At 65.1% G+C, this 22,623-nt stretch carries 19 protein-coding genes and 3 pseudogenes; 10 read left to right on the forward strand and 12 right to left on the reverse strand.

Features of this window, described 5'->3' with window-relative positions; translation table 11 throughout:
- The first annotated feature begins 135 nt into the window (after positions 1-135).
- The 5 genes from A5759_RS15910 (at position 136) to A5759_RS15930 (ending at position 6,030) form a co-directional block, all read left to right on the forward strand.
- Entirely contained in the window at positions 136-1,671 is a 1,536-nt protein-coding gene (locus A5759_RS15910; protein WP_068199343.1) for an ABC transporter substrate-binding protein, read from the forward strand.
- A complete protein-coding gene (locus A5759_RS15915; RefSeq protein WP_068199344.1) occupies positions 1,671-2,639 on the forward strand; it encodes an ABC transporter permease in 969 nt (322 codons plus the stop codon). Before A5759_RS15910 ends, A5759_RS15915 begins: the two co-directional genes overlap by 1 nt.
- Positions 2,636-3,526 carry an ABC transporter permease gene (locus A5759_RS15920; RefSeq protein ID WP_068199346.1) on the forward strand — a complete coding sequence of 297 codons (891 nt, stop codon included), beginning with the start codon at positions 2,636-2,638 and terminating at the stop codon, positions 3,524-3,526. Before A5759_RS15915 ends, A5759_RS15920 begins: the two co-directional genes overlap by 4 nt.
- Positions 3,523-5,139 carry an ABC transporter ATP-binding protein gene (locus A5759_RS15925; RefSeq protein ID WP_068199350.1) on the forward strand — a complete coding sequence of 539 codons (1,617 nt, stop codon included), beginning with the start codon at positions 3,523-3,525 and terminating at the stop codon, positions 5,137-5,139. The genes A5759_RS15920 and A5759_RS15925 overlap by 4 nt, the downstream gene beginning before the upstream one ends.
- A gap of 150 nt (positions 5,140-5,289) precedes the next feature.
- Entirely contained in the window at positions 5,290-6,030 is a 741-nt protein-coding gene (locus tag A5759_RS15930) for an SDR family NAD(P)-dependent oxidoreductase (RefSeq protein WP_068199352.1), read from the forward strand.
- A 7-nt stretch (positions 6,031-6,037) separates the two neighbouring features.
- Here the strand turns inward: A5759_RS15930 and A5759_RS15935 are convergent, their stop codons facing one another.
- The 5 genes and pseudogenes from A5759_RS15935 to A5759_RS15955 form a co-directional block, all read right to left on the reverse strand.
- Positions 6,038-7,681 carry an alkaline phosphatase D family protein gene (locus A5759_RS15935; protein ID WP_068199354.1) on the reverse strand — a complete coding sequence of 548 codons (1,644 nt, stop codon included), beginning with the start codon at positions 7,679-7,681 and terminating at the stop codon, positions 6,038-6,040.
- Positions 7,682-7,752: 71 nt separating this feature from the next.
- Positions 7,753-9,411 (reverse strand): hypothetical protein, encoded by a 1,659-nt coding sequence (locus A5759_RS15940; protein WP_068199356.1) that lies wholly within the window; start codon positions 9,409-9,411, stop codon positions 7,753-7,755.
- Positions 9,412-9,636: 225 nt separating this feature from the next.
- Positions 9,637-10,323: pseudogene (locus A5759_RS15945) on the reverse strand (glycosyltransferase); the annotation flags it as partial.
- A 167-nt stretch (positions 10,324-10,490) separates the two neighbouring features.
- Positions 10,491-10,679 (reverse strand): hypothetical protein, encoded by a 189-nt coding sequence (locus tag A5759_RS15950; RefSeq protein ID WP_068199361.1) that lies wholly within the window; start codon positions 10,677-10,679, stop codon positions 10,491-10,493.
- A 37-nt stretch (positions 10,680-10,716) separates the two neighbouring features.
- Positions 10,717-11,997, reverse strand: a complete 1,281-nt coding sequence (locus A5759_RS15955) for an acyl-CoA dehydrogenase family protein (RefSeq protein WP_068199364.1) — start codon at positions 11,995-11,997, stop codon at positions 10,717-10,719.
- A 132-nt stretch (positions 11,998-12,129) separates the two neighbouring features.
- Here A5759_RS15955 and A5759_RS15960 point away from each other — a divergent pair, with 132 nt between their 5' ends.
- From A5759_RS15960 to A5759_RS26370, 3 genes and pseudogenes are all read left to right on the forward strand, one after another.
- Entirely contained in the window at positions 12,130-12,429 is a 300-nt protein-coding gene (locus tag A5759_RS15960; RefSeq protein ID WP_068199366.1) for a DUF732 domain-containing protein, read from the forward strand.
- Positions 12,430-12,470: 41 nt separating this feature from the next.
- Positions 12,471-13,388, forward strand: a pseudogene (locus A5759_RS26365) (lytic murein transglycosylase); the annotation flags it as partial.
- Between the two features lie 120 nt (positions 13,389-13,508).
- Positions 13,509-14,120: pseudogene (locus tag A5759_RS26370) on the forward strand (DUF1460 domain-containing protein); the annotation flags it as partial.
- A 7-nt stretch (positions 14,121-14,127) separates the two neighbouring features.
- Here the strand turns inward: A5759_RS26370 and A5759_RS15970 are convergent.
- The 4 genes from A5759_RS15970 to A5759_RS26470 all read right to left on the reverse strand — a co-directional run bounded on the left by A5759_RS15970 (position 14,128) and on the right by A5759_RS26470 (position 17,294).
- Positions 14,128-15,435: a S1C family serine protease gene (locus A5759_RS15970; RefSeq protein WP_068199370.1), complete on the reverse strand. Its 1,308-nt coding sequence runs from the start codon at positions 15,433-15,435 to the stop codon at positions 14,128-14,130.
- A 144-nt stretch (positions 15,436-15,579) separates the two neighbouring features.
- Positions 15,580-16,383 carry a crotonase/enoyl-CoA hydratase family protein gene (locus tag A5759_RS15975; RefSeq protein ID WP_068199371.1) on the reverse strand — a complete coding sequence of 268 codons (804 nt, stop codon included), beginning with the start codon at positions 16,381-16,383 and terminating at the stop codon, positions 15,580-15,582.
- A gap of 98 nt (positions 16,384-16,481) precedes the next feature.
- Positions 16,482-17,123, reverse strand: a complete 642-nt coding sequence (locus A5759_RS15980; protein ID WP_156616946.1) for a hypothetical protein — start codon at positions 17,121-17,123, stop codon at positions 16,482-16,484.
- Between the two features lie 36 nt (positions 17,124-17,159).
- Complete coding sequence (locus A5759_RS26470; RefSeq protein WP_255392528.1) at positions 17,160-17,294, reverse strand: hypothetical protein; 135 nt, start codon at positions 17,292-17,294, stop codon at positions 17,160-17,162.
- Positions 17,295-17,880: 586 nt separating this feature from the next.
- Here A5759_RS26470 and A5759_RS15985 point away from each other — a divergent pair.
- A complete protein-coding gene (locus tag A5759_RS15985; RefSeq protein WP_068199394.1) occupies positions 17,881-18,240 on the forward strand; it encodes a hypothetical protein in 360 nt (119 codons plus the stop codon).
- A 1-nt stretch (position 18,241) separates the two neighbouring features.
- Complete coding sequence (locus tag A5759_RS15990; protein ID WP_068199373.1) at positions 18,242-18,568, forward strand: hypothetical protein; 327 nt, start codon at positions 18,242-18,244, stop codon at positions 18,566-18,568.
- A 455-nt stretch (positions 18,569-19,023) separates the two neighbouring features.
- Here A5759_RS15990 and A5759_RS25970 read toward each other — a convergent pair whose 3' ends face one another.
- From A5759_RS25970 to A5759_RS16005, 3 genes are all read right to left on the reverse strand, one after another.
- Entirely contained in the window at positions 19,024-20,094 is a 1,071-nt protein-coding gene (locus A5759_RS25970) for a hypothetical protein (protein ID WP_156616947.1), read from the reverse strand.
- 407 nt (positions 20,095-20,501) lie between these two features.
- Entirely contained in the window at positions 20,502-20,828 is a 327-nt protein-coding gene (locus A5759_RS16000) for a hypothetical protein (protein ID WP_068199375.1), read from the reverse strand.
- Entirely contained in the window at positions 20,829-22,547 is a 1,719-nt protein-coding gene (locus tag A5759_RS16005) for a DUF262 domain-containing protein (RefSeq protein ID WP_082962155.1), read from the reverse strand.
- Between the last annotated feature and the right edge of the window lie 76 nt (positions 22,548-22,623).

Here is a 22,623-nt window from a genome sequence, read left to right on the forward strand (position 1 = left end):
GCCCCTCCAGCCGTCTACGGTTGATGTCGAGTATCTCAGTGTGCACGCAGCGTCGTCACGACTTTCCCCGGCTCCGGGTTTCGCTGCTCCCCGGCGAGGGGTAGAAACGATGCACACAACCGGCGGGGTGAAGGCATGAAACGACTGGTGGAAGTACTCGCCACCGTGGTCGTCACCGCCGTCGCCGCCGTGACGGTGCTGGCCGGGTGCTCCACCGGCCAAGGCGTGGATCTCGGGGAGTCCTCGAACAACCTCGTCGCCGCCATCGCCGGCGAACCCGACCAGCTCGACCCGCACAAGACCAGCGCGTACTTCTCCTTCGAGGTGCTCGAGAACGTCTTCGACACGCTCGTCGAACCGGACTCCAACCTCGAGATGCGGCCCGCGCTCGCCGAGTCGTGGGAGGTCAGCCCCGACGAGTTGTCGTGGACCTTCCATCTGCGGCCGGGCGTGACGTTTCACGACGGCAGCCCGTTCACCGCCGACGACGTCGTGTTCTCGTACCGGCGCATCATCGACGAGCAGTTGGCCAACGTCGACAAGTTCAGCGCCGTGGCCGACGTGCGGGCCGTCGACCCGATGACCGTGGTGATCCGGGTCAAACAACCGACGCCCAACCTGTTGACCAACATCGGCGGATTCAAGGGAATGGCGATCGTGCAGCGTCGCAACGTCAAAAGCGGTCAGATCGCCACTCACCCGGTGGGTACCGGACCGTTCGCGTTCCAGTCGCAGAAAAGCGGCGACTCCATCATCTTGACGGCGAACAAGGCGTATTGGGGTGGCGTTCCGAAGGTGGGCGGTGTGACGTTCCGGTTCATCTCGGAACCGTCGACCGCGCTGTCGGCGCTGCAGGCCGGTGAGGTCGACTGGACCGATTCCGTCCCGACGCAGCGGGTGGCGCAGCTTCGTGACGACGACTCGCTGCATCTGCAGGTGGCCGCCAGCAACGACTACTGGTATCTCGCGCTCAACGAGGCGGACAAACCGTGGGACGACGTGCGGGCACGCCAAGCCGTCGCCTACGGCATAGACCGCGCCGCGATCGTGCAGGCCACCAGCTACGGCACCGCGGCCGCCAACCAACTCGCCATCCCCGAAGGCAACCCCTGGTACACCGCATACGACCGCTACCGCTACGACACGGAGACCGCCCAACGGCTGCTCGACGAGGCCGGCGTGGATGACGTCGACCTCGACATGCTGGTCACCAGTGAGTATCCCGAAACCGTGACCGCGGCGCAGGTCATCGCCGATAACCTTGCTCCACTTGGCATCTCGGTCAACATCCGCACCGTCGACTTCGCCACCTGGCTCGACGAGCAGAACAACGGCAACTTCGACATGCTCATGATGGGCTGGCTCGGCAACATCGACCCGGACGACTTCTACTACGCCCAGCACCATACGAACGGAACGAGCAACGCCCAGAAGTACTCCAATCCCGAGGTCGACCGCCTGCTCGACGCGGGACGTGTCGAGACGGACCGCCAAGCGCGCTTCGAGCTCTATCAGCGCGCCGCGACGATCATCGCCGACGAGGTGAGCTACATCTACCTGTACAACCCGTCGGTGATCCAGGCGTGGGTGACCAACCTGTCGGGTTACGAAGCCCGCCGTGACGGTGCCGTTCGCTTCCGCACGGCGAGCCTGGATGGGAGCGAAACCTGATGACGGGCTTGCTCACTCACCCGATCACGCGGTTTCTGGCGCGCCGGTTGGCGTATTCGGCGGTGGTGCTGCTCGGCGTGCTGATGGTCAGCTTCGCGCTGGTGCATCTGGTGCCCGGCGATCCGGTGCGCATCGCGCTGGGAACCCGCTACACACCGCAGGCCTACGAGGCGCTACGGGCGGCGAGCGGCCTCGACAAACCGATCGTCGAGCAGTTCCTGTCCTACATCGGGAACGCGTTGACCGGCAATCTCGGGGTGAGTTTTCGCAACGGCGATCCGGTGACGGTGATCCTGCTCGAAAGACTGCCAGCCACAGTGTCACTGGCGGCGGTCGGAATAGTCATCGCTCTGCTGATCGCCATCCCGGCCGGAATCTGGTCGGCGCTGCACGAGGGCCGGGTCAGCGACGCGCTCGTGCGGGTGGGTAGCCAGTTCGGGGTGTCGATCCCCGACTTCTGGATGGGCATACTGCTCATCGCGCTGTTCGCGTCGACGCTGCACTGGCTGCCCACCTCGGGCTACCGGCCGCTGTTCGACGACCCCGTGGGCTGGTTGCGCCATCTGATCCTGCCCGCGCTCACCGTCGGACTGGTGGCGGGCGCGATCCTGACGCGCTATGTGCGCTCTGCGGTGCTCGAGGTTGCCGCGATGGGTTACGTGCGAACCGCGCGCTCGAAAGGGCTTGCGCCGCGGGTGGTCACGCTGCGCCACACCGTGCGCAATGCTCTGATTCCCATCCTGACCATCACCGGTATCCAGCTGGCCACGATCATGTCCGGGGTGATCGTCGTGGAGGTGGTGTTCGCCTGGCCGGGGCTGGGCCGGCTCGTCTACAACGCGGTGGCCGGGCGTGACTACGCGGTCATCCAGGGCACGGTGTTGTTGATCGCGGCGCTGTTCCTGTTGATCAACCTGATCGTGGACGTGCTCTACGCCGTCGTCGACCCGAGGATCCGGTTGTCATGACAGCTCGCGCCGAGTCGAGCAGCAGGGTGTCGTCGCTGCGGCTGCTCATGGGCAATCCCGTCACTGTGGTCAGCGCGGCCCTGCTCGTGCTGATCACGTTCGTCGCCGTCACCGCCAATTGGATTGCGCCGTACGGCATCAACGACGTCGACGTCCCGAACGCGCTGCAACCGCCCAGCGGGGTGCACTGGTTCGGCACCGACGAACTGGGACGCGACGTGTTGTCGCGGGTGCTGGTGGCCACGCAGGCGTCGATGCGGGTGGCGGTGGTCAGTGTGGCGTTCGCGGTGGTGGTGGGCGTGACGATCGGTGTGGTGTCTGGCTATCGCGGCGGATGGCTGGACACCGTGTTCATGCGCGTGGTCGACGTGATGTTCGCGTTTCCGGTGCTGCTGCTCGCGCTCGCCGTGGTCGCGATCCTAGGACCCGGTGTGACAACGACGATCCTGGCGATCGGCATCGTCTACACGCCGATCTTCGCCAGGGTGGCCCGCGCCAGCACCATGAGCGTGCGTGTCGAACCGTTCGTGTCGGTGTCGCGCAGCATGGGCACCGGGCATCTCTACATCCTGGGCCGCCACATCCTGCCCAACATCGCCGGACCGCTGGTGGTGCAGACGTCGCTGTCGCTGGCCTTCGCCATCCTGTCCGAGGCCGCATTGTCGTTCCTGGGGTTGGGCATTCAGCCGCCGCAGCCGTCGCTGGGGCGGATGATCTTCGATTCGCAGGGCTTCGTGACGATGGCGTGGTGGATGGCGGTGTTCCCCGGTGCCGCCATCTTCGTCACCGTGCTCGCGTTCAACCTGCTCGGTGACGGTCTGCGCGACGTCCTCGATCCCCGGCAGCGCACGCTCGCAGAAACCCGCCGCACAGGGACGCAGCAGTGAGCGATCCGGTGTTGAGCGTGCGCGACCTGCGGGTCAGCATCGGCAGGCGGGAGATCGTGCGAGGAGTGTCGTTCGACGTGCACCGCGGACAGACCCTCGGGATCGTGGGTGAGTCCGGTTCGGGCAAGTCGATGACCGTCCTCGCCGCGACGGGCCTTCTCGACGCGCCGGGTGCGCGAGTCGCCGGAACGAGCACGCTGACAACCGAAGCCGGCCGTACCGAGCTCGTCGGAGCCTCGAACCGAGTGTTGCGCAGCGTGCACGGCGGCCAGATCGGGTTCGTGTTCCAGGATCCGGGTACGTCGCTGAACCCGTTGTTGACGCTGGAGCGGCAGATCACCGAATCACTTGAGGCGCACCGGCGGATGACCCGCCAGCAGGCCCGCAGCCGGGCGCTCGAGCTGCTCGAGGCGGTCGGACTTCCCGACCCGCAATCGCGGCTGCGCGCCTATCCGCACCAGCTGTCCGGTGGGCAGAAGCAGCGCGTGATGATCGCGATAGCGATGGCGTGCGATCCGGCTCTGCTGATCGCCGACGAACCGACCACCGCCCTCGATGTGACCACGCAGGCGCAGATCGTGGAACTCGTCGCTGAACTGCAACGCGATTTCGGCACCGCGGTGGTGTGGATCAGCCATGACCTCGGCGTGATCGGCCAGGTCGCCGAGGACGTAACGGTGTTGCGCGGCGGCGAAGCGGTCGAACAGGCCTCGGTCACCGACGTTTTCGACCGGCCTCGCCACGAGTACACCCAGGAACTGCTCGCCGCGCGGCCACTCGTCGGGCGCCCGGGTCCACCCCCGGTGCCGGATGCACCCGTGCTGCTGGACGTCGCCGGTCTTGACGTGCGGTTCGAAGTCAGCACACCGGTCGGCAAGTCGACCGTGCACGCCGTCAAAGACGTGTCGTTTCAGATTCGCCGGGGCACCACCCTGGGCCTCGTCGGCGAGTCAGGTTCGGGCAAGTCGACCGTGGCGTCCGCGCTCACCGGCCTGCTGCGGCCCGACGACGGCACCGCGAAACTCGGTGACGCCGACGTATTCGAGGTGCGCGGGAAGGCGGAGAAGGCGTTGCGCAGGCGGATCGGCCTGGTGTTCCAGGACCCGTTCTCGTCGGTGAACCCGCGCGCCCGCGTCAGCGCCACGATCGCAGAACCGCTGATCGTGCACCGGCTCGCGAAGGGTCGGCGCACCCGCGCCGCCCGGGTGGATGAACTGCTCGACCTCGTCGGTCTGCCGACGTCGTTCGCGTCGCGCTACCCGCACGAGCTGTCGGGCGGTGAACGCCAGCGGGTGAGCATCGCCCGCGCACTGGCCGGTGAACCCGAGTTGCTGATCCTCGACGAAGCGACTGCGGCGCTGGATGTTTCGGTACAGACGAAGGTGCTCGATCTGCTGGCCGGTCTGCAACGCGACCTGGGGCTGACCTACCTGTTCATCGCACACGACCTCGCGATCGTCCAGCAGGTCAGCCATGACGTGCTGGTGATGCGCGACGGTGCGGCGGTGGAGTACCGGCCGGCCGCCGATTTGTTCACCTCACCCCGCGACGACTACACCCGCGCGCTGTTGGCCGCCGTACCCCCGGAGCGCCCTCGCGTCTCGGCCCAGTAGGGCCGTCGGCTTCCTAGCGGCGAGATTGCACTAAGGGCTGTCATTGGCTGAACAACCCCGGATGCACTCTCGACCATAGGAACCAGGATCACCTGTTGCGGCGACTCCGGTCGTCGGCCCGCGCGCTTGCCCGTGAGAAAGTCTTCAACCATGACTCAACTCAGCGGCAAGGTCGCATTGGTGACGGGCGCCTCGGCGGGATTGGGCGCCGCGGTCGCGCAACTGTTCGCCCAACGCGGTGCCACCGTCTTCGGGATCGCGCGCGACGCGGAACGGATGGCGTCCGTGTTCGAGGCCGTGCCCGGCGGCCGCTTCGCGTCGGTGGACGTGACGTCGTCGTCGGCGTGCGGTGAAGCCGTCGCGCGGTGCGTGGAGGAATTCGGACGCCTCGACGTCCTCGTGAATGTGGCGGGCTTTCACCAGATGCGCCACACCACCGCGGTGACCGACGACGAGTGGGAACGCGACCTGGCGGTGAATCTGCACGGGCCGTTCTACCTCTGTCGTGCCGCGCTGCCGCATCTGTCGAAGAGCGGCGGCAACATCGTCAACGTCTCGTCGATCGCGGGTGTGGAAGGCGAGGTGTACTCGGCCGGATACTGCGCGGCCAAGCACGGTCTCGTCGGGCTGACCCGGGCGCTGGCCGTCGAGTACACCAAGGAGAAGGTCCGGGTGAACGCGGTCTGCCCTGGCGGCATGCCGACCGCGCAGACCACCGAGTTCTCCGCACCAGACGACGCCGACTGGGACCTCATCATGCGCATCGCGTCGCCGCGCGGGTTCATGGACACCGTCGACGTCGCCAAGACCATCGCATTTCTGGCCAGCGACGACGCCGCGGCGATCCACGGCGCGGTCTACCGGGTCGACAACGGCAAAGGCGCCGGCTGAAGCGATTTCAGAGCAATTTGTGCTCGATGACGGTGGTCAGGTGCGGCTTGCGCCAGCTGCCGGTGACCTTCTCGATCCGTACGCCCATCTCGCCGCCCGCGATCTCCAGCGTCCCGACCTGGTTGCGGAAATGCGGCTCGGAGACGGGGCGCCACCGAAGCCGCGGCTTGGGCACTTTCGTGGTTTTCGCCAGCGCCTTGCCGACGGTCTCGACGAAGCCGGTGTGACCGATCCGCAGGACGACTCGTTCGACCGCCGACGGCTCCTTGCGCAGTCCCGAACACACCACCTGCCAGACCTTGGTGCCAAGCCTGGTCGCCTCGTCGGGTACCTCGACCTCGGACACCCAGCAGTGGTGCACATCGCCGCCGAACAGCACCACTGAATCGGGCGCGCGACCTCGTCGTCCACTCGCCACGTCGATGAGCAGATCCTCGAAGCGCCGGAAGCTCTGCTGGAAGCAGGCCCAGTGGTCGAGGTTGGCCGTGATGCGGACCTTCTCCCCCAGACCTGTGAGCCACCGTCCCCAGGCGCCGTCGCCGACGGCCTCCGACCAGGCTTCGATGTGGTGCATTCCGTAGGGCAGCAGGATCGGCAGCGAGCTGGCGAAAAGCAGGTGCTGGTAGTTTCCGTCGGCGTTGGCGGTGATCCATTCCCATTCCTCGTCGGTGGTGATCCGGCGCCGCCCCGGTTTGAGTTGGCGGCCGGTACGGGCGTCAACGACGATCAACCGCGCCGGACCGAGATCGCGACACATGCTGAAATGTGATGCACCGTCGTCTTTTTCGGCTATCTGAGCGAGTTCGCGAACCAGTTCGGAACCCTGCCTGGTCTCGATGACGCGCTGGAACGTCTGGTCCTTGGCCAGTTCGTCGGGCGACATGTTGCCGAGGTGCTGGTAGATCCAGTAGGCCATCAGCCCGCCGATGATCCGAGTCTGGTACCAGTCGGTCTGGCGCTTCTCGTCGAGCCAGGCCTGCGAGGTGTTCCACTTGTCGTTGATCTCGTGGTCGTCGAACATCATCGACGTCGGAATGGTCGAGAGCATCCATCGCACGACCGGATCGCACCAGGCGTCCCAGTAGCCGATGCAGTACTCCTCGAAGTCCTCGAGCACCTCGACGGGGCCGTCGGCGTGTACCTCGCGATCGGCGACCAGATCCTTGATCGTGTCGTTCACCTGGTCGGCGTAGAGCTGGTCACCCATCATCAGCAGAGCGTCGGGCCACAGCGCCGACGGCTGGCGCAGCATCCGCATCCCGTATGTGCGCAGCACGTCGATGCCTTTGCCCTTGGGGTGCCACCAGTGCTGATAGGTGTAGGGCGGGTGATGGGGGGCCGACGCGCGGCAGGACCCGAACAGCAGCCGCAATGAGCCGTCCCGCGGCATCAACCGGATCCGCGGTTGCGGATACTCATATCCGGTTGGCGGCCAGGCTTTTTCGCCGTCGAGGTGCACCTCGTAGGGGTGTTCGCTGTCGGGGTCGAGGTCGGTCACGCAGACGATCGCGAAGTGATGACCTTCGACCTCGAAGGTGTCGGCGTGGCTGCCGAGGACCTCGACCCCGCACGGCTTGTCCGTCTCGACCCACACGGTCGCGTCGGTTTTGCCGACGTGACGAAGCAGCGGACCCACGCGAACCTCGGGCATCGCACCATCATGCACCCTTGTTGACGACGGCGTAACGGCGGTGACGACTTTCCCGGTGCGCCCGCGACCCGTCAGTGTTCGGGCCGCCGACGGCCGAGGAAGAACGCCAGTCCGATGGCGCCGAAGCCGAGCGTGCCGATCACACCCGCCGAGACCATCAGGAAGATGTCCCGGCCGGTCAGACCGCCGGTCGAAGCCTCGTCCGACGCCAGCCGCAGCCGGTAGTCGCCGGGCAGCGGAGCCTCAGCCGGTTCGCTCAAGCCGGGGAACTGCTGGGTCTTGCGGACCTCGAATTGGCGCTCCCCGCTTGCTGTTTGCGTCCATTCACCCCAGACCGGCGTCGCGCCGTCGAGCAGCACCTTCCGCCCGCCGTAGACGCGGTCCTCACCCACATCGACGATCTGCCGCACCCGGAACGGCTCGTAACGGGCGTTGGAGTAGTTGACCAGAACCGGCACGTTGTCATAGCGCAGCACGGGCGGCGGAGGCGGAGGCAACGGCAGGCCGGCGCCCGGGAAGTAGCCGCCACCGAAGAAGGTTCCGACGGCGATGTTGCTCACCGCCTGCGCGACGTTGGCCGCCGCGACGACTGGGCTGAGCACAGCCGCGGTGAAGCTGTAGGCGGCGAACTGGGCCGCCTCGAGCACCAGCCGCGACAGCGGCGGGATGTAGGCGATGCGCGGGCGCATGTCGTAGACGTAGACGATGCGCACAGGGTCCCGGAACGGGTTCATCAGCACCGGGCGGTAGAACTCGTCGTACTCGATCCACTCCGGTTGCCACTGACGCACATTGCTGACCAGCTCGAAGTCGCGGTCACGCTTGGCCTCGAGTTCGACCTTCGCGCTGGCGCTGGCCTCGGCGCCGTTCAAGCCGAGCGTCATGTCGACCGACTGCTTGAACGCGGTCACGTCCTCCTCGGGGGCGGGCGCGGGCTCCGGTTCGAACACCGGCTTGGCGTTGCGTGCGAGTTCGATGTCTTCGGCCGGCGCTTCGAGCGTCTCGGGCGCCAGCGTCTCGATCTCCTTGGAGGCGTTCTCGATCGACACCGTCGGGGTGTCGGAGTCCGAACCGCTCTCCTCGTTACCGGCGGTCTCCGCCACCGTCTTGTCGCTCGACGTCGGTGTCTCAGTCTCCGACGCGGGTGCGATCGCTGCAGACGAAGCGGTGGACTCGCCCGGTTCGGCCGGTTCGCTGGTCTCGGGCTTGGTCACCGGAGCGGCAGCGCTGGTACGCGGCGCGGCCGACGTCGCCGGGGTCCGCTCGGCGGGCGCCGACGGCTCGGCGGCCGGCGTCGACGGCTCGGCCGACTGGACCGCGGTGCTGGTCTTCGGCGGGGCTACGGTCTGCGGCGCGGGCTCCGGCTGCGGGGCGGGAGCCGGCTGCGGGGCGGGAGCCGGCTCGGGCTCGGCGGCGGGCTCGGGCTCGACGACCGGCGCCTGTGTCCGCGGTGCCTGCGTCTGCGGTGCCTGCGTCTGCGGCGCGACCTGGGTCGCCGGCACCTGCGGCTCGGGGGCCGAGGTCGGCTGCTCGACGGTCACCTCCGGCTCAGGAGCGCTGACTCTGGGTTCCGGCGCGACCGTCGTCACGACGTCGTCGGAATCGGGCTGCGCCACGGCAGGCGCGAGCCCGGCGGTCAGCGCGGTCAGGGAGATCACGGCTCCCGACGCGACGACGGCGATACCTCGTTTCCGGACATCCCTGCGGAATTCATTCAGCGGAGCACCCATCGTGCCTCCACTCCCTTCTCTGCCTGGTTGGCGGCTCGGCGCCGTGCGAACCGTTCGTCGCTGAGACGGAAACGAGCACCCTGAGGGCTCCCCCGACGCTGCCGGCCTCACAGAATTCATCGCTCCGCCTACCCGAGCGTTACAGAGCGGCGGCCCCCGCTTGTGCGCTTTCAGCGAACATCAACGATCGCCTGTCCACCTGGCCTGGGCATAGCTCCGCCGCCCTCACGAAGTCGGCGCGACAGGAGGGTATACGTCCCCCGTCTCCGGCGCCTGCCGGGCCACCAGACCGTCGACGACCGCGGCCACTTCGGCAGAGCCCGGGGACGCGGCCATGTCAGCCGCGATGCGGGCACTGGCGTGTCGGTATCGCGGCTCGTCGATCACCCGCAGGATCTCTCGGCGCAGCGCGCGTGCGGTCGGTCGCTCGCTTCTGATCCGCCGGCCGACGCCAGCCCACTGAACGCGAGCGCCAACCTCCGGCTTGTCTTCCTTGCCGCCGGTGGCGACGATCGGCACGCCGTACCGCAAGGCGTACTGCACACCGCCGTAACCGCCGTTGGTGACGAGGACTGCCGTACGCGGAAAAAGTTCGTCGTACGGCAGGTACTCGGCCGCGCGCGCGTTCGCGGGGAGCGGCGGCAGGGTATCGACCGGGCGCCCACCCGTCGCCACCACGACGAGAAGGTCCTCATCGTCGAGAGCACGCAATGTCGGAGCTATCGCCTGGTCGTAATCGGTGTTGGCAACAGTGCCCTGCGTGACGTGCACGACCGGCCGGGTCCCGTCGAGGTCGCACCACCACTTCGGCAGCGGGGCTTGTGAACCCGTGGCCGAGAGCGGCCCCGCAAAGCGAAGCGTCGGAGGCGCATCGGTAATCGGATATTCGAAGGACGGCACCGTGAAGTGAAGGAGCGCGTCCGCCCGCCCGGCCCCAGTCCGGGAACGTTCCCGGCATGTCGATTCCGTGCAGTTCGCGGTGCCGGGTGACCCACCGGGACGGCTGGAGCGTGGAGGCTTACCGGCTGTGGTGCCGGCGACTGCTCATCGAAACGGTGTTCCGCAGACCCGTGTGAACGTCACGGCTTGCGACGGCGAAGACCGCCAACGGCCAGCGCGATACCGACCAGAGCGATGATCGGGCCGAGGATCGACCACGTGGTGGTGTTGCTCATCGGGCTGCCGCCGACCACGCCGAAGCCTTGGAGGGTGAACAGCAAGCCGAACAACGCGACGATCACTCCGAGTAGGGCGATGGCGAACCGCATGCGTCCACCCTAGGCGAGCGCGCCCGCGGCGCGAACGTCAGCGCCGCCCCGACAGATATTTCTGATACGCCTCGGCGGCGGTCGCCAATTCCGGGCGGGCATCGAGCACCGGCTGCATCTTCTGGCGCGCCTGCTCCCGCTTGTAGGGCAGGAACTCCGTCGGGAAGTCACCCTCGTGCGGTTGATAGTCGCGCAGCACGCGGCGAGCGACGGTGGCCTTGTGCACTTCGTCGACGCCGTCGGCGATGCCCATCGTCGGCGCGGAGGCGTACATCGCCTGGATCGGGGTGAGGTCGGTGGTGCCCAGCGACCCGAGGATGTGCAAGGCGTTGAACGACACCTCGCGCAGGACCTTGGCCATCGTGAACTTGACCGCGGCGATCTCGGTGCGGGCCTCCTGGGTCGAGGTGTTGTCGATCTTCCACGCCGTCTCCAGGACGAACAGGTGCAGCATCTTGATCATCGCGTAGGACTCGGCGATCTTCTCCTGCACCATCTGGTGCTCGGAGATCACCTTGCCGTGCGATTCGCGGCTGAGCGCCCGCTCGCACATCATGTCGAAGGCCAGGTTGCACTGCGCGATCGTGCGCATGGCGTGATGGATTCGTCCACCACCGAGTCGCCTCTGCGCCAACACTTTTGCGCCGTTTTCCGGCCCGAGCAGATGATCATGCGGCACGCGGACGTCGCGGTAGACGATGTGGTTGTGGTTGCGCGGTTCGGGCATGATCTCGACGCCTGGGGTCTTGCGCGGGACGACGAACATCCCGTTCGTGCACATCACGAACAGGATGTCGGCGACGCGGCCTGCCGAGGTGAACCACTTCTCGCCATTGATCACCCATTCGTCGCCGTCGCGCACCGCGTGGGTCTTGAACAGGTTGGGGTCGCTGCCGCCTTGCGGTTCGGTCATCGAGTAAGCGGAGAACATGTCCTGGTTGAGCAGCGGTTTGAGCCACCGCTCCTTTTGTTCCTCGGTGCCGTATGCGGCGAGCATCTCCATGTTGCCGGTGTCCGGCGCCGACGCGCCGAACATGTGTGGGGCGCCGGGGTAGCGGCCGATGACCTCGTTGAGCAGACCGAGCTTGAGCTGCCCGAAGCCCGGTCCGCCGAGCTCTCTGTCGAGGAAGATGGCCCACAACCCCTGGTCCTTGACCTCCTGCTGGAGTTCGCGGACGTACGCCTTGACCGCGGGATCGGGTGATCGCACCGCGTACGGGAAGATGTGGTCGAGCGGTTCGACTTTCTCTTCGCAGAACTGCTTGACCCAGTCGAGCTTCACTTGAAATTCGGGTTCGGTGCTGAAATCCCACGCCATGTGCGCAGTCTGTCACCACGCCGCTGACGCCAAGCAGCTATCCCGGTCTTGGTAACGCCGCAATCTCGATCTGCGTCCGATCCTGCGTGCCGCGAGCCAAAGCGGGTAGTCGAGCGCTAGGAAGGACGTGACATGACTACGCGTGCGCTCACAGCGCTTTCGATCGCAGCGGTCGGCCTGCTGATGGCCGCGCCCCAGGCTGCCGCTTCGCCCGAGGACGACCTCTGCCGCAGCATCACCTCGGTGGGTTATACGGGCGACTGCACCACACTGACCACTCTCGCCCGCGACGCGTGCGCTCAGTTCGCGCGCGGTGCCGACTCGGCCGCCGTGGCCGAGAAGCTGGACATCGCGACCAAGGACGAGACGCTGTCGAACTTCATTGTGGCCGGGGCGCGGCTGTACCTCTGCCCGGAACCCAAGCAGGCGTGATCCGCCGGCGGGTCTGGCTTCGGCGCTAGACTCCGACGGCAATGAATGCCCGCCTCGCCGCCGCCAGGATCGCTGCCGCCGCGAGCGCCGCGATGATCTTGTTCGCTCTAGTTGGATGCTCGGATTCGGACAAGCCCGAAACACCCGCCGCGACGTCCGCCGCGCCGGCTCGTGCGGCCCCACCACCCACAGCCGAGGAACCGCGCCGAGAATTGGCATCCGATCCGGTGCGCATCGCTGACGACCTGGTCGCCGACGAACGAGCGCTGCGGGATCCCTCGTCGACCGAGTCGTTGAAGAATGCGGCGGCGCAACGCCAGCAGTTGGCGTATCGAGCCATCGGACGACACCCCGAGTGGGATCCGATCGTGCGCCCGCGGATTCCGCCGGAGCTCGGGAAGGTCTACGACCACAACGTCCACGCGCGGCGTGAACTCGGCGTGATGAGCCGGCCGAAGGACACGCTGCCCGCGTGGCGGATCGTTGCGCCCACGCCGGTGGACCAATTGATGACCCACTACCGCGAGGCGGAATCCGAGTTCGGCGTGCCATGGCATTATCTGGCGGCGATCAATCTCGTCGAGACCGCCTTCGGACGCGTCGCCGGGGTGAGCACGGCAGGTGCGCAGGGACCGATGCAGTTCATGCCCTCGACGTTCGCCGCCTTCGGTGCCGGTGGCGACATTCACTCGCCTCGCGACAGCATCATGGCGGCTGGACGCTATTTGTCCGCCAACGGCTTCACGCGAGACCGCGACTACGCTCTGTACCGCTACAACAACTCGAACAACTACGTGCGGGCCATCCACGACTATGCCGCGGTCATGGCCGCCGACCCTGCCGGCTTCGACACCTATTACCGGTGGGAGGTCTACTACCTGTCCACCGCCGGTGACGTGCTGCTGCCGGTCGGCTACGCCGAGGCCAATCCCATCCTCGCCGTGAATTACCTTGCCGCCGCGGAAGCGCCGGCGCCCGACGTCTTTATCTCCGAGCAGAACGCGCAGATCCTCGAGCGGATGCTGACGGCCAGAAACGGCGGGCCACCACCGGAGCTTGCCGAGGTCATCTCACGCGCGTTTCTCGGAACCCCTTATGGCGCACACACGCTCGTCGGTTCGGCGAGCGAGCCGGAGCAGTTGGTGGTCGAACTGTCGAAGGTCGACTGCTTCACCTATGCCGATTACGTCGAGGCGCTGAAACGGGCGGGTAACCGCGACGAGTTCATCGCCGCACTGATCGATGTCCGGTATAAGGACGGTGTCGTGGCCTTCGCGAACCGCAAGCACTTCTTCACCGACTGGGCGGCGGCCACACCTGCGGTCGCGACTGACATCACAACCAGCTTGAGCACCAACGCGATTCCGGTGCAGAAGAACTTGAACCAGAAAGACTCCGGCGGCGTGTATCTGCCCGGCTTGCCGGTTGTGCCCCGGACGGTGTCCTACGTTCCGAGCGCGCAGTTCGACAGCGGCGTGGTGAGCGGCCTCCGAACAGGTGACTACATCGGAGCGTATTCCGAAGACGGCGGCCTCGACGTCACGCATGTCGGAATCTTCGTCGACACACCGAATGGCCCGGTATTACGCAACGCGTCCTCGCTTCCTGGCGACAACAAGGTGGTCGACACCCCACTGTTCGACTACGTCCCGACCGTTCCTGGAGTGGTGGTTCTGCGGCCGGTTCAATAGCCGGCCCCTACGCTTCGCCCAACGTGACCTGCGCGGTCTGAGCAGCCCCCGAACCGTTGAGATAGGTGACGGAAACGTTCTCACCGGGGGCGCGCGAGCGGATCGCCGCCACGAGCGCCTCAGGGCCGTCGATCGGCTGGTTGTCGACCTTGGTGATCACTGCTTCGCTCGGCAGTCCAGCGGCGGATGCGGGGCCACCGTCGACGACGGCGACGGTGGCGCCGCCGGCCTTGGTGGCTTCCCTACCGAGCTTCACGCCGAGCGCACCATGACTGGCGGTGCCCGTCGTGACCAGTTCGTGGGCGACACGCTTGGCCTGATCCGAGGGGATCGCGAAGCCCAGCCCGATAGAACCGCTCTGGCCGCCGGAGCCGCTGCCCATGCTCGCGATTGCCGAATTCACGCCGATCAGCTCGCCGCGCATGTTCACCAGTGCGCCGCCGGAGTTGCCGGGGTTCACTGCAGCATCTGTCTGGATGGCGTTGAGCACAGTGACGTCTCCACCCGCATCGCCGCCGGCGAACACCGGCCGGTTCAGCGCGCTGACGATGCCCGTCGTCACCGTTCCCTGTAAGCCGAGGGGCGAGCCGATCGCGACGACTTGCTCGCCGACTTTCACATCCGCCGAGGATCCGATGGTGATGGGCGTCAATCCGGAAACCCCCTCGGCGCGAACGACGGCAAGATCGCCCGATGGGTCGGCACCGACAACGCTGAACGGTGCGGTTCTGCCGTCGGAGAAGGCCACGGTTGCCGTGGGCCCGCCACGCCGCGAGCTGGGAAACACTCCGCGATCACTGTCGGCCACGGCAGCCACGACATGGTTGTTGGTGAGGATGAGGCCGTCCTCGCTCAACACGATCCCCGAACCCGAAGGGCCCTCACCGCCCAAGTCGATCTTCAACTGGACGACGCTCGGCAGCACCCGGGCCGCCACCTCCTCCACAGTGCCCGCGGGAGCAGCGGCGGCCGCGCGTGGCGTGAGGGGTGCAGCACCGATGGGTGTCTGCGCGGCGATCGGGTGGTGCGTACGGTCGTCGATGCCCACAACGGCCGCACCGACCCCGCCGCCCACGACAGCGCACACGACAGCTCCGGCAACGACGAGCCCGCGACGAGACTTCTTCAGCTGGATCCTAGGGATCGGAGCGGTATCAGCTTGCTGTGCAGGATGTCTCAGGTCATAGAGTGGAGGATGGCCGTGCCGCCATTCGTAGCGCAGATGTGACGGGATGTGAGCCTGGTATGGCAGATATGGCTGTCCCGTAGCCGAACTCGAGGGCTGGTCCGTGGAATACCGCGGAGTGTTGGTCATTTGCTTTCGTTCTCTTTCCGGATCGTTGATCAGCCCACATGGCCTCAGCACACGGTCCCCGCGTCGACTGAGAGTGGACTGAGAACTGACTCAACAAATTCCGAGAGATCGAATCGTGACCGTCACACCGCTTCGGAATTGGTTCTACTCGGGATCGGTGAAGACGGGCGGCTTCCCCGACATCCCGGCGCTGACAGCGGCGATCTGGTTGGACTTGCCAAGCAGTTCGGTCTGCAACTGGGATTCACGCGACAGCGCCGCCGCGGCGTCATCACTGGCCCAGGTCTCGTTGTAGAGGCGCTTGGCGGCGCGCACGGCATCCGGAGATCTCTGCGCGATCTCGCCGGCAAGTGCCAACGCGGCGGCGAGCGGATCGTCCGCAGTGTGAGTGACCAAACCGAGCTTCGACGCCTCACTGCCGGAGACGATGCGACCGGTGAACGTCAACTCCTTGGCGACGTCGATCGGTATCAGCCGGGGCAGTGTCTGCGTGATACCCATGTCGGGAACGAGGCCCCACTTGATTTCCATGATGGACAATCTCGCGTCGGGAGCCGCTATTCGGATGTCTGCGCCCAGTGCGATCTGAAGGCCACCGCCGAAGCAGTTGCCGTGAATCGCGGCGATGACGGGCGCGGGCACCAGCGACCAGTCGTAGGTCACGCGTTGGGCGAAGTTGGCCGGGTGATCGGCGTCTCGGTCCAACAGAACGTTCGTGCCGCCCCGCTGGGCAGCGAAGCTCGCGACGTCGAGGCCTGAGCAGAAGCTCTTACCCTCGCCGTGGAGCACGACCGCGCGGATCGAAGGGACACCGGCCACCTGCGCAGCGGCATTGACCAGTCCTTCGAACATGGCGTGGTCGAGCGCATTGTGCTTGTCTGCGCGAATCATCGTCACGGTCGCCAAGCCGGTGCCGCTGATTTCCACTCGAACTCTGTCTTCGCTCACGCGTGGCAACGTACCGCGCAGCAGTCCTTTTGGGCGAGGGCGTCGCTTTCGGAGCTCTCAGTTCTGAGCCTGGTCACCGATGTCGAGCACTGAGGCCGCTAGGGCGCCATACGCAGAACGCCCAAGCGGATGAGAGGCTGGATCAAGCCGACCTTCTCGGCCGCGGTGAGGTCTCCTGGGAGCTCGCGGACATAGAACGTGTGCATGTTGACGATGAATTCCACTGCCTCGATTGCTATCTCATCAACGGAGAGCACGGTGTTCCCGGTGCCGTCCACAACGTGGACGGTGTGGTCTTGGGCGGCGATCGCCAACGTCTGTGCCATATCGTTGACGACCCGGGTTGACGGAGTGACGTTGTCGCTGTCGTACCAGATTCCTGGGAGCGGCTGCCCGAACAGCTCCTCATATCGCCGGCAGAAGTCGTCGAAGGAAGCCATCTCTTGGGAGCCGTCCAAGATCGTCGTTTCGGGCCCGCCGCGCTCGCCGGCGGGCGCGTGGTGGACGTAGCTTCCAAAGTATCGCTGGCTGAAGTCGGTGTACTCGGCGGTGAAGAGCACGAACGCGTGCCACGCTTCGTCCACCATCGCCGAAGACATGTCGAACGACTTGTCAGGGGTTGCCGCGGACAGCACGAGGTACTTCTTTGCCTCGGTGAAGAGCTGTTCGGCGGACGCCCGGGTCGCCACGACCCGGTCCCTGACAAGTCGATCGATCACGTAGGGCGCTTCGAACGCCAACGCCTCTTGAAGTCGACCTTCAAGCGCCACGGCGGATCACCGCTTCCCGGACGAAACACCGGCGCGGGGTTGAATGCACCCGCAATTGGCGGGCGCGGATCGTCCGGCGGGGCTGGTGATGGTGAGCCTGCCGACGGTGACCTTCTCAGTGGTGTTCTGCGTCTTGCTCATGTCGACTACCTTTCTGTTACCAGGCCCGCTGGTCGAGGCCCGTTCGGTGAACCAACTATCGCCCGAAACGACAGCTCGAACAGTCCGCAGACTGGAGGGTTCGGAGGGGGAAACCGCAGTCCACCGATCGGCGGACCCAGCGGCCAGCCGGCTCTCAGATGAGTGTCAAGGATCAGCCGAAGTAACCGTCAACCATCAGCCGGGAATTGTCAGGCACCACCCGAAACAGATATGTCCAACATCAGCCGACCTAATACAAGTTGGTTGTGGGGCGGGCGGGGCTCGAACCCGCGACCAACGGATTAGCAAGCGATAGTTTTCGATGGCTCTCATTAACTGTGGAAAGCATTGTGCCGCAGTCTGCTTCGCTATCTTATCGCAACTACCGGCAACCATTGCCAGGCTTCAGAATCGGTCATACCCGCCGAATAAGCGCCGACCGCAACGGACTTGCTGAGGTGTGCCCATGCAGATGCCTGACCGCGCCACGAAAGCCACGAAAGCCACGGGCATTACCCGTTCTGGGTAGCGCCGATCGGTGGGCGCCTACCTCGATCGTGTCGGTGGCAGGGCGATACTGGTGGCCATGGCTAAGACCGCGGGACAGGCGATGATTGGCCGCATCATCGCCGACATGGGCGCCCAGAACCTGGAACCCGACCAGCGCGACCGCGAACTGTTCGATCTGGCCGCCGAGATCGCCGACGAGATCGAACACCTGCAGGCCATCGTCGACGACGAGGGCCGCACCGTCACTCTCAAGGACGGCCGCGTCGTGATGCACGGCGCCGTGGTCGAACTACGACTGCAGCGCGCCGCCCTCGCCAAGCTGCTGGCCTCGCTCAAGCTCGACGTCGGCGCTAAGGACCCGGTCAAGCAGGCCGCGGCCAACGCAAGGTGGCGCCGCCACAACATGGCCAAGCAGCAGCGGCTGGAAGGCGCCTGAGATGCCGGCACGTCGGATCCACGGCGTCCAGCGCGGCCTACGCGACGCCGTCATCGCCCTATACGAGAAGCGGCTCCCCGCAGCCCCCAGCCTCGACGATCAACCGCGCGCCGGCATCACCTCGCGCGGGCACATCGCCGCCCAACTGGAACGCCTGCGCGCCGGCGCCACCGTGCAACTTCACCGCTTCGGCGAACTCGACCGGCTCCCGGCCGCCTTCCGGCCTACAGAACGCACGTGGAGGCTCTACGAGCTACGCGGCGACGAAATCCTCGGCGTGCCCACCTGGCAGCCACATCAGACGCGGCCGGCCGAATGGACTGTCTAGGTCCCGATCGCCTCGCGCGTAGAAGCGTTTCGCATTGCAGCCAGGAGAATCCCCTGACCGTGCCGTGTGAGTGCCGAAAGGGGTGGGGAGGGTTCCCGGGCGGGGGCCCGCTTCACCCGACTGACGTTCGCCTGTCGACAACACACGCGATTCCCTCGCTAAGGTTTCAGCTGGTCCAGGCATGGGTACAGTGCCCCGCCCGACGTGCTCGACACTCCTAGTGGAAGTCAACCGGGGGCTCAAGCTTGGAGTCCCACTCCCAAAAAAATCGCCCAATTGCTCCGATCGGCGGATGTGGTCGGGGTAAAGAGTCTTTTTCATATACTTTGCACGCTGGAGAATAGCCCACTGGACCTTGTAACCATCGACCTCAGTGTTGGCCCGGAGATGGTCAAAGTCTTCCTCCCCCGCGAATGCGCCCGGCCGGGGATAAGAGCGACGCGGCGCTCGTCCGGTCAGGGGCAACGTCCCAGCCCGGTCATGTCAGAAAAGTGGCCGAGTTCGCCTTCTACGACACAACCAACGTTGTGGCTCTCGAGCAACTCGACCAGATCGGCTGCCGGCGGGCTGGGCAGTAGGATCGCCAGCTGAGCACCCTCGACATAACGGTCCACGTAACGGCCGTAGTCGAGGACCTGGCCGAGCGCCAGTCGAACACTCATCCGCTCTGCGGTTCCCTTCGCCTCGTATAGAACGCCGGCTGTGACGTCCGCGGTATCGGTGAACAACAAACCGGTCGGGGTAGTGATCTTGTATCGCTTGACCTTTCGGCCGTGCGATTTTTCCAGATACTCGCGGAAACGAGCTGTGAGTGCGGCCTCCTTCTGCTCTGCCTGACCGCTCGCTGCGCGCTCGAACTCAGCACGTTCAGCCGTGATGACTGCTTCGGGAACGGCGTCGACCGAAACGGCTGTAACAGCAGGAACGTCCGCGGCACCGGCGAAATCGATGGGCTGCTCGACATCGGTCATGGCGTACCCGGTCGGGGTGTTCTCCTCGCCAGGCGCGAAGTTCCAGTTGGTTCTCTCCGGGGATGACGAATCGACAATCTCCTCTTGGACAGTGTCAGCCGCCACTCCGCCTGTATCTGCCGTGAGCGACACCCCCGCCACCGCGGTTGAAAGCGTCGGTTCCGCGACTATTCTAAGACCGGCACGTGCGTCCCTTGCCAGCCGATCTTTGTTGGGCAACTTCGCTATATTTCCCACCGGAAGCGAGGCGAATTTCTGGTCATCCCGGATATCGGCTCCCAAAGCCCGGCAAAGCTTTTGAAGCTTTGCCGCCTCGCGAGGCAAGATGTTGAGCCCGTTAGTTCCTGTGGCTGCCTTCACCGCTCTTTCAGTCCACGACACGGTCAGCACAACGCCGTCCCTGCTGAAACGGTCAACGGTGTTGCTCTCCTGTGTCCACTCCCACCCCAGCTTCATGGCGATATTGCTGATGACATGCCAACGGAAGGGAGCGATGTCGCTGACCTGATGGGGAGCGTGGTTATCTGCCGTGTCGCTCGTTGTTGTCGTAGCCATGGCGCGATGGTAGCCAAAGGCGCCCGACAGGTAGTTGCGGCGAATCGGCTACACAGGCTGCGAAGCGTACATTGCGACTATTCGCGGCCAGGGTTTCAGCGGTGGCCGCGCGCACCGCTCGATCCAGCCCGGCCCGTAGCGACGATCACGCGTTGCCGTTTTGATCCCGCCACCGCGCTAGGCGTGTCCGGCAGGGTGAGCAAAACCGCGACTCCCCTTCTGGTGACCTCGCACGCTGAGTCAGCATCACAGCAGCTGCGCTTGGCGCGGTCCGTGCGATCCTGCTCCTTGCCACCGACCGACTCTCAATCCGCGGATTACGGCGATGGCGTGACGAGTCGTACGGCCTGACGAGTCGTACGGACGGAACTGCGAACGCGCCATCTGCGTACAATCCACGAGCCAGGTCATCCCGCTGACTTATCGTCACCGCGGCGGCGTAGGCGGATCTCCCCTGCCTTAGCAGACATTTCGGCCTCGTCGGTCTGGAACAGCACCCCGACAGCCAAGATCTGACGCGAGCGACTGCCGTTATCATCGGCGTACCCAAGCGCACACTGGGCATGCCACGCCTGTAGGTACACCGAGTCGATGCTTCGCTGCGGAAACAAGCTGTCGCGCAGCGCAGCAACCTCGGCGCTATTCTGATCCGGTAGCTGACCACCGCGGTTCTTTACCCAGTCGGTGATGAGGATCGTCTCATCCACCGACCACTTCTGGTAACGGTTGTTCATTCAGTTCTCCTCGCCAGATTGTGTCGTGGCGGACCGGAGACGTGTCGGCGGCAACCAGATTTCCGCAGCTACCGCCGCCAGCTCAGCCGCTCGCCGCCCGATGCTTTCCTCGTCCCAATTATCGGCTTCGCCTACAGCACGATTAATTTCGAGCTTCGCCTGCTTGGCGAATTCCAGCTTTTTGGCCGACCATGGCCCGTTCGACACGGAACTGTTGAACGCGGATGTGACCAAAGTCAAGTTGCCTGCCGTGTGCACAACCATGTCCCGCAACTGCTCCGATTCCGCGGAGGCGTCAGCATCAAGGGGCCAGGCTGTACGCCATTTCTGAGGCATGATGTGCTCAATCTGCAAGTGGTCATAGTCGATTGTGGCGAGCGGTTCTTTTCGGTTCCGCGCTTGAAGGGCCTCATCGACGGCGGCCAGCACCATCCGTAGTCGCCCGGCGCTTAAGTCGCGATAAAGCTGCTTATCCCTGAAGACTTGCGCAAGTTCCGCGTCATCTGGCCAGCCCAGCGCACGCGAGTCCGCATCGAGCGCTGTCACGATAGCGTCGGCGACGTCGCCACCGGACCGCTCGGCAGCTTGAGCGGCTCGCAGAACACTCAAGAAGGCGAGGTTGTACCCACGTGTGTTGGCTCCGCGGAGCATCCTCCTTACTACCCAGGACTCCACTGCGAGCACTGCGCGTTCGTGGTCGGATCCGGCAAGCTTGACGGGGTCTAATGTGGTTAGCCAAATCAGCAACGGCATAGCCGTGCTGACGTTCAAACGGATCAGCCGGCGGTATGCATCTCTGACACGCCGGGACACCGGAGCCGTCTCCTGGTAGATAGCGCGATACGCAAGACCGTATTCGTGAATTTCCTGCAATAGGTCCTTGGGCTTGCGGTCCTTGGCATCGAGGTACCGACGGACTTCGCCGTAGAGGTGCGCTACGGACGCGCTATCACCCGACGCGGCGGTGAGCCAGACACTGAGAAGTTGATCTCGTCGTTGCCTAGCAGCGTGACCGGTGCCGATCTGGGATTTCCACCACTTGTGGTCGAACTCTGCCCAGTACTGGTCGTAGAGATTTTCGACGTCCTCCGTCGCCCGTTCGGCCCGCAAGAACAGAAGGTTCTTGACTAGGTCAGAGGCCGACAAGGGTGTTTGTCGACCATTGAGAACCTCGAAGATGATCTGGGCGTCATCGTTTTCTTCAAGGTCGATGACGACAATCTTGAACAGATCGAGTAGTGCGTCGGTGATCTCGTCCAGCCGGCTGTTGTCGTCAATAGTGTTTTTGGCTGCCCGGATCTGTTCCGCGAAGAACCGGCGCGCTTTCACGTACGGGTGGTCCGCGACGTCACGGGGCGGAGTCTCATCTTTCATCGCGGCAGGCCAGATAAGGCGGTCCTTGCGCCTTGGCCACAGTTTGTAGCGGTGCTCCGGATGTTCAGGGCTGACAATGTCGTCCGGGTTCACCAACAAGCGCTTGACCCGCGGCACGCGTGAGGAATTGCTTTCCTGTAGGACGTCGAGCAGCCCACGTAGAAGAAGCTGCAGGGTCGTCAATCGTTGCTGACCGTCTATGACTGCCCGGGTGTCAATATCGCCCGTACTCGTTGGAACCTGATCACAGACAATCGCGCCGAGGAAGTGGGGTGCCACTTGCTTTTCCGCTGAAACCTTTTGTGCGCTTTCTGCACCATAGGTCTGGTACCGAGCGCTGTACATGACCCGTCCCGGCGTTTCCGGAGACTCCCGATCTTGGGAGGATCTGAGTTATGGGACGTGTCAGCAAGTATCCCGA

It is taken from the genome of Mycobacterium sp. 852014-52144_SCH5372336 (assembly GCF_001665615.1).
Taxonomy (GTDB): domain Bacteria; phylum Actinomycetota; class Actinomycetes; order Mycobacteriales; family Mycobacteriaceae; genus Mycobacterium; species Mycobacterium neumannii_A.